Source organism: Mesorhizobium sp. M7A.F.Ca.US.006.01.1.1, from assembly GCF_003997935.1.
GTDB lineage: Bacteria > Pseudomonadota > Alphaproteobacteria > Rhizobiales > Rhizobiaceae > Mesorhizobium.
This window is the reverse complement of record NZ_RZQL01000216.1, coordinates 1-11,766: the sequence shown is the minus strand read 5'-3', so window position 1 is coordinate 11,766 and position 11,766 is coordinate 1. Positions and strand designations below refer to the sequence as shown.

The 11,766-nt window shown below is 59.6% G+C and carries 15 protein-coding genes and 1 pseudogene; 7 read left to right on the top strand and 9 right to left on the bottom strand.

All coding sequences use genetic code 11. The annotated features are described in order from the left end of the window. Positions 1-230: 230 nt before the first annotated feature. Positions 231-677 carry a pyridoxamine 5'-phosphate oxidase family protein gene (locus tag EN943_RS28545; protein WP_013525374.1) on the bottom strand — a complete coding sequence of 149 codons (447 nt, stop codon included), beginning with the start codon at positions 675-677 and terminating at the stop codon, positions 231-233. Positions 678-862: 185 nt separating this feature from the next. Between EN943_RS28545 and EN943_RS28540 the strand changes: the two genes are divergently transcribed. Beyond that, positions 863-1,072: a hypothetical protein gene (locus EN943_RS28540; RefSeq protein ID WP_013525375.1), complete on the top strand. Its 210-nt coding sequence runs from the start codon at positions 863-865 to the stop codon at positions 1,070-1,072. On the opposite strand, the gene fixJ is transcribed toward EN943_RS28540, so the two are convergent. Beyond that, positions 1,069-1,683, bottom strand: a complete 615-nt coding sequence (gene fixJ, locus EN943_RS28535) for a response regulator FixJ (RefSeq protein WP_013525376.1) — start codon at positions 1,681-1,683, stop codon at positions 1,069-1,071. The two genes, EN943_RS28540 and fixJ, sit on opposite strands and share 4 nt — an antisense overlap. Further along, positions 1,670-3,226, bottom strand: coding sequence for a PAS domain S-box protein (locus EN943_RS28530; protein WP_013525377.1), 1,557 nt, complete (start codon positions 3,224-3,226; stop codon positions 1,670-1,672). Before EN943_RS28530 ends, fixJ begins: the two co-directional genes overlap by 14 nt. 185 nt (positions 3,227-3,411) lie before the next feature. On the opposite strand from EN943_RS28530, the gene EN943_RS28525 reads away from it, so the two are divergent. Together EN943_RS28525 and EN943_RS28520 are read left to right on the top strand one after the other, a co-directional pair. Then, entirely contained in the window at positions 3,412-4,224 is an 813-nt protein-coding gene (locus tag EN943_RS28525) for a universal stress protein (RefSeq protein ID WP_024505310.1), read from the top strand. A gap of 157 nt (positions 4,225-4,381) precedes the next feature. Next, positions 4,382-4,651 carry a DUF6455 family protein gene (locus EN943_RS28520; protein ID WP_013525379.1) on the top strand — a complete coding sequence of 90 codons (270 nt, stop codon included), beginning with the start codon at positions 4,382-4,384 and terminating at the stop codon, positions 4,649-4,651. Positions 4,652-4,708: 57 nt separating this feature from the next. On the opposite strand, the gene EN943_RS28515 is transcribed toward EN943_RS28520, so the two are convergent. Beyond that, complete coding sequence (locus EN943_RS28515) at positions 4,709-5,407, bottom strand: CBS domain-containing protein (RefSeq protein ID WP_013525380.1); 699 nt, start codon at positions 5,405-5,407, stop codon at positions 4,709-4,711. A gap of 148 nt (positions 5,408-5,555) precedes the next feature. Here EN943_RS28515 and EN943_RS28510 point away from each other — a divergent pair, with 148 nt between their 5' ends. Continuing rightward, positions 5,556-5,771: a DUF1858 domain-containing protein gene (locus EN943_RS28510; protein WP_013525381.1), complete on the top strand. Its 216-nt coding sequence runs from the start codon at positions 5,556-5,558 to the stop codon at positions 5,769-5,771. A 2-nt stretch (positions 5,772-5,773) separates the two neighbouring features. Here the strand turns inward: EN943_RS28510 and EN943_RS28505 are convergent, their stop codons facing one another. Next, complete coding sequence (locus tag EN943_RS28505) at positions 5,774-6,475, bottom strand: Crp/Fnr family transcriptional regulator (RefSeq protein ID WP_127415534.1); 702 nt, start codon at positions 6,473-6,475, stop codon at positions 5,774-5,776. Positions 6,476-6,625: 150 nt separating this feature from the next. Between EN943_RS28505 and EN943_RS28500 the strand changes: the two genes are divergently transcribed. From EN943_RS28500 to EN943_RS28490, 3 genes are all read left to right on the top strand, one after another. Beyond that, positions 6,626-7,063: a pseudoazurin gene (locus EN943_RS28500; protein ID WP_013525383.1), complete on the top strand. Its 438-nt coding sequence runs from the start codon at positions 6,626-6,628 to the stop codon at positions 7,061-7,063. 102 nt (positions 7,064-7,165) lie between these two features. Next, entirely contained in the window at positions 7,166-8,341 is a 1,176-nt protein-coding gene (locus EN943_RS28495; protein WP_013525384.1) for an NnrS family protein, read from the top strand. Positions 8,342-8,483: 142 nt separating this feature from the next. Then, positions 8,484-9,092 (top strand): cytochrome b, encoded by a 609-nt coding sequence (locus EN943_RS28490; RefSeq protein WP_245467717.1) that lies wholly within the window; start codon positions 8,484-8,486, stop codon positions 9,090-9,092. Positions 9,093-9,148: 56 nt separating this feature from the next. Here EN943_RS28490 and EN943_RS28485 read toward each other — a convergent pair whose 3' ends face one another. The 4 genes and pseudogenes from EN943_RS28485 to EN943_RS28470 form a co-directional block, all read right to left on the bottom strand. After that, positions 9,149-9,895, bottom strand: a complete 747-nt coding sequence (locus tag EN943_RS28485; RefSeq protein ID WP_348630110.1) for an SUMF1/EgtB/PvdO family nonheme iron enzyme — start codon at positions 9,893-9,895, stop codon at positions 9,149-9,151. Between the two features lie 175 nt (positions 9,896-10,070). Then, the gene (gene nirK, locus EN943_RS28480; protein WP_013524994.1) at positions 10,071-11,177 is read right to left on the bottom strand and encodes a copper-containing nitrite reductase; all 1,107 of its coding nucleotides are present in this window, start codon (positions 11,175-11,177) and stop codon (positions 10,071-10,073) included. A gap of 183 nt (positions 11,178-11,360) precedes the next feature. Next, complete coding sequence (gene ccoS, locus EN943_RS28475) at positions 11,361-11,516, bottom strand: cbb3-type cytochrome oxidase assembly protein CcoS (RefSeq protein ID WP_013524995.1); 156 nt, start codon at positions 11,514-11,516, stop codon at positions 11,361-11,363. A 5-nt stretch (positions 11,517-11,521) separates the two neighbouring features. Next, positions 11,522-11,766 (bottom strand): annotated as a pseudogene (locus EN943_RS28470) (nitrogen fixation protein FixI); the annotation flags it as partial.

Below are 11,766 nucleotides of genomic sequence, written 5' to 3'. Positions count from 1 at the left end.
GGTTGCAGCAGTGCGGGCTCAAAAGCCTCCGGCAGGTTGGGCTGGGCAGACCGTGACGGCAGCGAAATTCTGGAGGAGGTGTAGGCGTGCATGGCTGTTTTCCCGGTTTATCCGTGACACAGCAATCGCGCGAATCCGCGGGTCGCGAAATTCGGTTATGTCCCTACGGGAAACTACCTAGAGCCGCTCCTCCTGAATCGGTCCAGCGCTGGTCGCCGCAGTGAAGAAAGCTATTCACTTGCTTCGCGGCCCGACACCTGCTGGATCAAGATACGGAAGAAAACGTGGGGTGCACTGTCCGACACCGCAGGCATGAGTGGCTTGAGGGCGCCGGGCTCCCACCAAGCGGCATGCTTGCTCAACATCGCCCATGCATGGTCACGCTCGAGCTTGTGGCCAATCCGGTCCGGCAGTTCCTCATAACGGCCATCGACGACGACGCTTCTCCAGCCTCGGCCCTGGCCGCGTTCACCCACCTGGACGGACACCAGGGGATTGGCACGCATCCAGTCGATCTTCTTGCCGGGCATGGAAAACGCGTAGAGATGATTGTCGGCGTGCGCATAGTGCACCGGCACCACGTAGGGCTGCCCACCCTTCGCGCATGCCAGATGACCGACACGGTTGGCGGTCAGCAATTTCGTGCATTCCAGGGCGGATAATGTGCGGATCAGCATGTGTGATCTCCTGAGTCTATTGGTCGTCCAACAGACTGTTGGCCCAGCCGCCGGAGCTGTCATTGATCGCAATCAAGGCAGCTTGCCGCTCGTCCGCAGCGGCATAGGCGGCAATTTCGTAAATGATTTAAATCAAGGCGCTGCTTGCCGCTTCCCCAGATCATGGGGAGATGTGGAAGCCGATCATGAGCGCTCCGTTTGGTCGCGAACTCGAACTCGCCGTCTTCGACGAGGAGGGCGAACATGCGCTCGTATTTCCCTGTATAAAAGGCCGGCAGGGTTGGAAGCACGCCGGGACTGGCGTGCGCGTCGATATCCGCCCGACCCATTGGCGCTACTGGCAGCCGAAGGCAATGCCGACAGACGGCGGCAAGTCTCTCGGGGACGCTTGCTAGTGTTTGGATTCCACGATCAACGCCATGCGCACGAGATGCGACAGGCTGCCCGCGGCCATCTTGCTCATCACATTGGCACGATGAATCTCGACAGTGCGCGGACTGATACCCAGATCATAGGCGATCGTCTTGTTCGGCAGACCCGACACGAGCCCGTCCAGAACCTGCCGCTCCCGCTCCGAAAGTGTGGCCAGGCGGCCGTGGATTTCGGAGGATTGCGGATGCGTTGCATTCGCCTGGTTGCGGTTGGCCAACGTGGAGCGGATCGCGTCGATCAGCATCTCGTCATCAAACGGCTTTTCAATGAAATCGGAAGCGCCTTCCTTCATTGCCTGAACGGCGAGCGCCACATCGGCATGGCCCGTCATGACAATAACTGGAATTGTATGCCCGCCGGATCTCAGTTGGCGCAGGAATTCGATGCCGTCTATGCCCGGCATGCGCACGTCGGTGACGATGCAGCCGTCGAGGTCGCCCTTTGCCGTCGAGAGAAAAGCCGTGGCCGATTCGTGCAGGCGTACTGCAAAATCTGCAGTCGCCAGAAGAAAACCGAGCGACTTGCGCACGTCCATGTCGTCGTCAACCACGTGCACCAGATCACTGCCGGCCATTTGTGACCTCTTCCTTCTCCACAATGCGCAAGGTGAATCGGAAGGCGGTCCCGCCAGTCGGCATCGCCTCGGCCCATATGTGACCACCGTGCGATTCCACGATGGTGCGGCAAATGGAGAGACCGACACCCATGCCTTGCTTCTTGGTGGTTACAAACGGCTGGAAGAGTTGAGCCGAGACTTCCGGCGCGAGACCCGGGCCAGTATCGATCACGCTTACCTCGGCCATCCCATCATCCCGGGCAATTGTTGTGACTTTCAATTCGCGGCGCGGCGAGTCCTGCATGGCCTCAACCGCATTGCGCATCAGGTTGAGCAAAACCTGCTGAATCTGGATGCGGTCGGTTAAGACCAGTTCGGCGACTGGATCAAGCTTGTAGCTGACGAGGAGATTTATCTCTCTTGCACCAACCAAGGCTAGGGAGGCGGCTTCCTCGATCAGCATTGGCAGTCGTTCGACCTGGCGCTCGCTTTCGCCCCTGGCTACAAAATCCCTCAGGTGACGGATGACGTCGCCCGCCCGCAAGGCCTGCTCAGCTGCCTTTTCCACGGCATCCCGAAGCATGGGCGCATTCTCGTCCCGGCTCTTCTCAAGCAGCCGACGACTGCCTTTGAGGTAGTTCGTGATGGCGGTGAGCGGCTGGTTGATCTCATGAGCAAGCGTTGAGGCCATCTCGCCGAGTGCGGTGAACCGCGCCATGTGCAGCAGTTCCTGCTGCTGCTCCTGGATTCTTGCTTCTGCCCGGTGGCGTTCGGTCAAGTCGCGGCAGAAGCCGGTAAAGAAACGTCCCGTCCCCGGATGCATCTCGCCAACGGAAAGCTCCATCGGGAAAGTCGTGCCATCCTTGCGTGCCCCGGTCACGGTGCGGCCGAGCCCGATGATCCGGCGCTCTCCCGTCGTCAGGTAGCGAAGCAGATAGGCGTCATGCTCGTCGCGGTAGGGCGAGGGCATCAGCATTTTCACGTTTTGACCGATGACTTCGCCTGACTGGTAGCCGAACAGCGTTTCGGCAGCGGTGCTGAAGGATTGAATCCCACCCTGCTCGTCGATGACGACCATCGCGTCCGGCACTGTTGCCAGGATCGACCGCAAATGGTCCTCACGCAGCCGAAGTGCTGCATTTGCAAAGGAGAGTTCGCTGACATCAGTACCTTCAATGAAGATCGCGGTGATCCGGCCATCGTCAGCCTTGACTGGCTGATAAACAAAATCAAGGATGCGCTCTTCGACCGGGCCGTCGGCTATGTTGCGAAGGCCGACCTTCACCCCGTGGCCAATGTAGGGCTCGCCGGTCATGTACACATGGTCCAGATGTTCGAAAAACCCATTCCCTTCGAGCTCGGGAAAGGCGTCCCGCACTGACTTTCCAATCACTTGCCTGTGGCCAGTCAATCGCTGGTAGGCGGCATTGGTCAGCTCGAAAATGTGACCTGGCTCGCGCAGCAGCGCTATAAAGCCTGGTGCCTGATCGAACATTTGAGACAACAATGATTTCAGTGTCGTCCCGCCGGGTGACAAACTGAGTGCTTCGTCTTTGATCACCTGAAGTTCCTGGGTTCGACGGTGCTACCGGGGCTAACTATCACTTCTCGCCGCACACGCAAAACGGATCGAGCCGAGGTTTTCGAACGCAGATGCAGTTGCCGGCCTTTGATGCGCATCAAGGCATTGGACGCTGTCGAATGCAATTCATCCCGCATTCCATCGTTCAGCGAAAGGCGCCCGCAATGTCTTACAAGTCGATCATCGTCAACCTCGCCATCGATGCGCCTCCCGCACCTATTGTAAAGCTGGGGATCGAGCTCGCGGAACGGTTTGGCGCCCGTCTCATCGGTCTGGCGGCTGCGGATGTTCCGCCCTTGGTCGCGACCGGCGACGGTATGGTCTACGAAGGCGAGGTCATGCAGATCCAGCACACCGAAATCGAAAAGCGGCTTGCCGAATTACGCGCCGAGTTCGAGAGGCTGCTTCCTGCATCGATCTTTAGCGAATGGGGCCAAGCTGTTTGCAGCCCAACCCGTTTCCTGAGCATTTCGGCTCGATCCGCCGATCTTATTGTCACCGGCAGCGAGAAGGGGGGAAATGTCTTCCGTGCAGTGGACGTCGGCAGTCTGGTACTTGGTATTGGGCGGCCAGTCCTGGTTGCCGCGAGCAATGTCGAGCCTGTCATGGCAAAAACCGTTCTTGTTGCCTGGAAGGACACCAGGGAAGCGCGGCGGGCGATAGCAGATGCGTTGCCCCTTCTGGCCACGGCCAACGAAGTCGTTATTGCCACAATGGATACCGACCGCGACAAGAGTATCCGCGACAGCCTTGCCGACGTCGCGGTCTTTCTCGAACATCACGGCATCATGGCAGGAACTGAGCTGATCGCCGGCGACCCAGACGGCGACAGGTTGCTGACATTTGCGCGGTCGATCCATGCGGACCTGATCGTCTCGGGTGCCTATGGGCACAGCCGTCTGCGGGAATGGGCGTTCGGCGGGATAACCCGCTCGCTGATTGAGGAAAGCGGCATCAACCGCTTCATGTCGTATTGATGGGTGGACGCCCCAGCAGCCGAGTACGCGGTGGGGTCCAGGAACTTCACTCTACCCCTTTCGCCGCCTTGGCCCGGCGACGGCTCCGTCGGTTGATCGAGATCAAGTCGTCGGCTGCCTGCATGGCTATGAGTCTCATAAGGCAGGAGTGACCAAGATGAGCTTTCTCGACTACCTGATTTCAGTCGACGCCAGGGTCGCGTTGATGGGTCGCATGATGCGCAAGCTGGGTGTCGACAGGCAGTTGAAAGTGGTGGCGGACCATGCAGCCGTCACCGATCGTGCGGTCAACCGCTGCCGATCCTGCGGCCATCAGGACGAATGCTCGACTTGGCTCGACCAAAACGAGCAAGCCGATGCTCCGCCAGACTATTGCCGCAACCGCGACCTGATCGCACGGCTACAACATGTGGCCGGACAGCGTTAGAACGTCGGGCGGCCAAGCACACATTTCGCCCCGGGAAATGGTGGTGCTAGCCCTTGGCTACGAGACCAGGATGACGGACAACGGCTCGGCGCAAAACAGATTGTCCTCAACGCCTTTAACGCCGGCTGCATTTTCGGCCGCGACGATTGCTGCCCGGCGCTCGCGCTCGTCGAAGATGGCGCCGTTCAGTTTTACGATCCCTTTGTCGACAGTGACATTGATCAGCTCATTTCGAGCCCATTTCTGCGCTGCAAGCTCCGCGACGATGCTCTGGCGTATCTGTTCGTTGTCAATGGCCATCGGGGTTGAGGCTGGCTGCATGTCAAGTAACGCACGAAGAAGATCGGAACGGGCAATCATTCCGACAACTTTATCGCCGTCGACGATCGGGACGCGTTTGATGCGGTGATGCGTCATCAACTCGACGACCTCGGCAAGCGATGCATTGGGGGATGCCGTGACGACGCTGTCGGTCATCACCTCTTCGATCCGTCGTCCGTTGGCGAGGACATATTCTTCGGCAACTCGTCCCGGGCTGACAAGAAACTCCAGCCAGCGTGGGCGCTTGCGCTGAGTGCCCAGCTCTTCACGGCGCAGGAGATCACCCTCGCTGATAATGCCCACCAGCGCGCCGTCACGGCGAATGACGGGAAGCCCGCTGATCTTGCTGGAGAGCATCAATCCGGCTGCATCGGCGATCGACGCAGACGGATCAATTGCAACGACCGGTGTGGTCATTATGGTTTTGGCTTGCATGCCAACCTCCTCAGATACTTTATCCCATTGCTTATCGAGGTCGCGCGCGCCGTGTCTTGATCTGAATCATTTTCAGATTGCGAAAGCGCAACGAGAGCGGTCCGAACGAGATTTATGAAGAGGCTTCGCAAATCGCGGAGACTTCATCGTGAAGCAACCCAGTTCGATTGACCCCGACATGGTCGTTGACGAAATCATGAGGAAATGGCCGGCAACGGTGGCTGTGGTGCTGAGATACAAGATGCTGTGCGTCGGCTGCCCGATCGGCACATTCCATACCGTGGCTGAAGCGTGCCTTGAACACCACGTCGATGAAAGCCGTTTCATCGCCGACCTGGAAGCGACTGTCCGCCGCAGAGAATGAGATCAGCGCTTGTCCCGGTTCTCGGCCAGAACTACAAGGCGGTGCGCATCCTTCACGGTGACCTTCTGGCGTCCGCTGACGATTATCCCATTGTCTTCCCACTTGCTGAGCAAGCGGCTGACGGTGTGCAGCGTCGTTCCCGTCATCTCGGCAATGTCCTGCCTGGAAATCGGGAAATCGATTTCGATGCCGCTGTCGGTCTTTCGGCCGGTCTGGTTTGCCAGTCGCAGAAGCGCATGCGCAACCCGCTGCTCCACCTGCTCGGTGGACATCTCCACGACCCGCGTCTGCGTCTCCTGCAGCCTGGTTCCAACCGTCCTGTATGTGGCCGCCCCAAACACTGGGAAGCATCCCGCCAGGTCCGGCCACAGAGCGTTTGGCCAGGCGAGCACCACGCAGTCCACCGCCGCAATTGCGCTGGCTGGGTAGGTCGTTCGGCCAAGTGCCGCGGCGACGCCAAAAATCTCGCCTTCGCCGATGTATCTGGCGATGACCTGTTGTCCGTCCGGTGTGGTGCGAACGACACGGATATGCCCGGCGATCAGCACGAAGAAGGAATGAGCCTCGGCTTCCTGCTCGAAGATCGCAGTCTCCTTGGCATAGCGAGACGGCCGCGCATCCCGCAGGATCTTGCTCTGCTCGTCGGGCGTCAGACCCTGGAAGAGCGGCAGTCGCGAAATCAGCGATCGGTCCAGCGCAGCCAAGCGATTCCTCACGGCCCTACGGTTCCGCATCAGTCGTGCGGAAGACCTTTCTTATCCTGAGTTTGCGCCAGCGCAAATTGTTCCCAGCCGCGTCAGGCTAAATGGCATGGAACGGCGCAATGCCGCGAAGACGAAACAAAGGACAAATCGATGAAACTCTCCATCCTCGCCGCCGCAGTCTCTATCCTGGCGCTCGCCGGCGGCGCAAGCGCCGAAGAGCATATGGTGCAGATGCTCAACAAGGGCGAAAAGGGCGCCATGGTTTTCCAGCCGGCCTTCGTCAAGGCAGCCCCTGGCGACACCGTCAAGTTCGTGCCGACCGACAAGAGCCATGATGCCGAGTCAATCAAAGGCATGCTTCCAGACGGCGCCGAGCCCTTCAAGGGAAAGCCCAGCGAGGAAATCACCGTTACGCTGACAAAGGAGGGCGTTTACGGCGTCAAATGCGCGCCTCACTACGGCATGGGCATGGTCGCCCTGATCGTTGTCGGAAAGCCGGTCAATCTCGATGCCGCCAAGGCGGTCAAGCATCCCGGGAAGGCAAAGACGGTGTTCGCCGACCTGTTCACCCAGGTTCCGGTCAACTGATCGGCAATCGATACAGCCATGCCTGCCGCATGAGGGCAGGCGAGGGCCGGACGGACCGAGGGCGGCGGTTCATCCGGCCCTGTTCATTTGGAGACGCAAATCATGGGGATTCCACGCCTGCGGGCCTACACAGGACCCGCATTTCTTTCCTACGGATTCAGGCCCTTCTTCTTCCTCGGGTCGCTGTATGCCGCGCTCTCCATTCTGCTTTGGCTGCCGATATATGCCGGCGAAGTCGATGCCCACAGTGCGTTCGTTGCCGTCGACTGGCACATTCACGAGATGCTGTTCGGCTATCTGCCGGCGATCGTTACCGGGTTCCTGCTGACCGCCATCCCCAATTGGACTGGCCGGCTGCCCGTACAAGGCTTGCCACTGCTGGCGCTGGTCGTCCTGTGGCTTGCCGGGCGCGCCGCTGTCTACTTCTCGACCGACATCGGCTGGCAAGCAGCCGCGGTGATCGATGGCTCATTTCTGTTTGTGGTGGCTGCCGCCGCCGCCCGCGAAATCATCGCCGGACGCAACTGGCGCAACCTCAAGGTGCTGCTGCCGCTTGTCGTGATGGCGTGCGCCAACGGCATGTTCCATATCGAGGCGCACCTTCAAGGCACATCCGACATCAGCCGCAGGCTCGGTATGGCTGCGGGGATCGTACTCATCTCGCTGATCGGTGGGCGTATCATTCCGAGCTTCACACGCAACTGGCTCGCCCGGGAAAATCCTGGCAAGCTGCCTGCACCGTTCGGCCGTTTTGACATCGCATCGATAGCCATCTCAGCTATCGCGCTGGGAGCGTGGACGTTCGCCCCCCACAACCGCGTCTCAGGAATGCTTATGGCCGTCGCTGCAATCTGCCAGGTGTGGCGTCTGTCGCGCTGGGCTGGCGAACGCACATTGCGGGATCCGCTCGTGCTCATCCTCCACCTTGCATATGCTTTCGTGCCCGTCGGTTTTGCGTTGGTTTCGGCGTCGATCCTTTTGCCCGCAATCGTACCGGTCGCTGCCGGGCTGCATGCGTTCGGCGTCGGCGCCGTCGGGTCAATGACGGTCGCAGTGATGGCCCGCGCCACGCTTGGCCATACCGGCCGGCAACTACGGGCCGGACTGCAAACCATTGTTGTCTTCGCGGCGATCCTGATCGCTGCCTTGTCACGAATCCTTGCGGTTTTTCTCCCTAAGGACGCGATCGTCAATGTCGCCGGCGTTGCATGGGTTCTGGCCTTTGCTGGCTTTCTCCTAGCCTACGGCGTGGCCTTGACGACGCCGAAGGCCAAGTAGCGATCTGAGGGGATGATGTGACGCTGCCCCACAAGCTCAGACAACTGTGAGGCTAAAACTATAATCCGGACGAGGGACGTGGCCGGTGCCTCCACGAGGCGAGGGCCGCGGACGGCTGTTCGACGTCCCCATCGCCTTACAAATGCGTAAGGTTGCAGCCACAATTCCGGGAGGATTCGAGCCAAATTATGTCGATGTTCCCTGGCTATTCAGTATCGCGATCACGCAGCTGTTAAACGTCAGGAAAAATCAAATGACGGAAACCAGAATTGGCTACTCAACTTCCCAGATTGCGCTTCATTGGATCATAGCTGCGCTGGTGTTATTCCAACTGTTCTTTGGCGAGAGCATGACAACCGTGGTCGATGCTGCCGAAGATGGAGCCGCCGTCTCGTCAGCCGATCAGGCATTGGGCTCTGCCCATTACTGGATAGGAATTTCGACCCTGGCACTCGTGCTGATCCGGTTGCTAATGCGTGTAGTTTCCGGTGCGCCTGAGCCTGCAGAAAGCGGACCTGGCTGGATGCGGATCGCCGCACGTGGTTCACACGGCCTTTTCTATCTGCTCTTGCTTTTAACGCCCATTGTGGGACTGCTCGCTTTCTACATTGGCGACCCATGGGGCGACATCCATTCCCTCAACAAGCCAGTGTTTGTCGTCCTGATTTCGGTCCATGCCGTGGCGGCACTGTTCCACCAGTACTGGCTTCGCGATGGCACACTGAAGCGGATGCTGTCGCCCGGTCGATAAGCGGGTCCGTCACGTTTGTAGCCGCCGCCGATACTAAGATCCGACGGCGCTGACGGTCAGATTATTCTCAGGTGAGAGAGCAGATCGCTCGCCCAGCCAGAGCGGTCTCGCACCAGCCTGAATCCCAGATTGTCGGGAGGCGTACCGACGGCACAGCCTCCGCTTTTTCCGTCACTGACGAAGTTCGACATGTAGGCTCTGTGAAGCCCTTCAAGGACGTGGACACCGCAATTGTCGACCGAACTCGCAACACCGCTTCCATCCGCAGCCAACGTGGTGCGGACATAGCAGGTCGAAGTCCACTCCCAGACGTTGCCAGAAAAGTCGGCAAGGCCCAGGGAATTGAAACCAAACGAGCCACGGCTCTTGGGCATCGGGTCCGGTTTGCGATTGAGGTCCACCTCGGCCTTGTAGCTGGTGAGCCATCGTCTGGCGGGGTTGGTGGCGTCGTTTTCGACACCCTCGAATTCGCCTGCGAACCGCTCAGCAGCGGCAAAGGCCCACTCTTCGTCGGATGGCAGTCGCCATTGGTCGCCGGTCACTTCCGAATACCACCGGGCGTAGGCATTCGCATCGAGATAGCTTACTCCGGTGACGGGAGCTTTGCTTGGGATCGCGCGCGTCTCCTGAGCTGGCTGACAGCCGCCAGCCGACACGCAGTCCGCATAGTCGGCCGCGCCGACCTGGTAGGCCATGATTTCGAGAGGTCTGTCGAGTTGCCGCTCGAGGCGGGGGTTGCCTTGCGGGCGTCCCTCTTTCAGGAACTCGCCCGGAGTCGGATAGATGATCGAACCGGAAAGCAAGACAACCGTCATAGCGATGGGGTGGGATTGTCAATCCCCAAAGACCGCCTCTAGCGAGAGCCCTACCGGAACAGCAGCGGCGGCCAGGGCGACCGGCAGGACCTTCAGGATGAAAAGAGACATGGCTTTTGTCCTTGCCCGGACAGCGGCGCCGTCCGGGCATTTTCGAGTGCCGTCAGTTGGTGGCTATGGGTTTGGGCGCCTCGACCTGCGTCATCAGGTCGGCATCCCACTCGCCTTCGACCATGAAGTGAGCGGTCGCTCCGAGTTCCACGGCCTCAATCAGATTGTGATTCACGTAGGCGTAGACACCTGGCTGCAGGAACGTATACAGCGCCGAGCCCGCCGAGCCGCCACGGATGAACCAGGTTTCCAGGTCCTTGGCCGGCGGGTTGGCGAATTTGCCCTGTTCCCAGACATAGTCGCCGTGACCGCCTATCAGATGCGGCCGGGTATCGCGGTTGGCCTGTGAATGGACGATCAACACGGTCTCGCCGACTTTCGCCTTCATGGCGTTGTCGCCGGTCAGGGAACCTACCTTGCCGTTGAACAAGACATGCGTCGGGATCAGCCCGCGCATGACCTTGACGATGTCATCGTAACCGTCGCCGGCAGATTCGTAGCTCTTGAAATTGCCCTTCTCGTCGCGCGGAATATAGAAGTCGTTCTCGCCGATGTAGAAGATCTTGTCGTATCTGGCCGGCTCGCCCTTGTCGTTCCTGAGCCCATCGCGCGGCAACACCATGATTGCGCCGCTCATGCCGGAGACGACATGCCAAGGGATCATCGCGCCACCAGGTGCGCAGTGGTAGACGAACGTTCCCGTCCGCGTCGCCTTGAAGCGCAAGGTCACCTGTTCGCCGGGATTGATCAGCGTGAGACCGCCACCACCCAGAGCGCCAGTCGCGGCGTGGAAGTCGATGTTGTGGGCGAGTGAGTTGGTGTCGGGATTGATGAGCGTCAGCTCGAGATAGTCGTCCTGATGAACGACCATCAGCGGGCCGGGGATCGAGCCGTTGTAGGTCATCGCATTGAGCGTCGTGCCGTCGGCGTCGATGACAAGAGGCTTTTCCTCGATCGTGATGGTGAACTCGACGATCTTGGGTCCACCCTTGGCAACCTGATCGTGCGGATGGACGAACGGCGGTGCCACGAGCTTGATCTTTTCGCGGGCGAGCCCTCGAATGTCCGCCTTTGTCACAGGTGCCGAAAATGCAGGTAGTGCTGCCACGGCGGCAGCGCCGATCGCTGCCCCGAACAGAGCTTCACGTCGCGTGATCATGTCAGTCTCCTATCTCTCAACCGTTGCGGATGAGCAGAACCTAGCTGACCTGACGCAGCGTTTCTTTGCGCTGGCGCAAATTGGTGGAGTTCATTTTGGAGACCTAAGATTCTCGGACACCGATCTGGCGCGTCATAGTCAAGGTGGAGACGGTCGTGGTCCGGTTATTTTGCCAGCACTTCGCTATCTGCCGATCTTGTCTTCCCGATCGATAAGGATCCGCTCGGCGGCGCCGTCGAGATCTTCGTACTGGCCACTCTTCAAAGCCCACAGGAACCCCCCCAGGCCAAGCGCGCCAAGAAAGAGGGCCACAGGTATGAGGTAGGCAAGGGTTGTCATGAGGATTAGGCCAATTTGGTGATATCGGAACGCCTGTCGCGCCGAACATTTTTCACCGGCGAACTTGGCCTGGAACTCTGCAGACGCAGCGCATTTCCGATCACGAGCAGCGATGAAGCGGACATGGCGATCGCTGCGATAAGAGGCGTGACGTGGCCCAGGATGGCGATCGGCACGGCGACGGCATTGTAGACGATCGCAATCGCGATGTTCTGGCGGATCAGGTGTCCCGCCTTGCGCGAGACGTCCA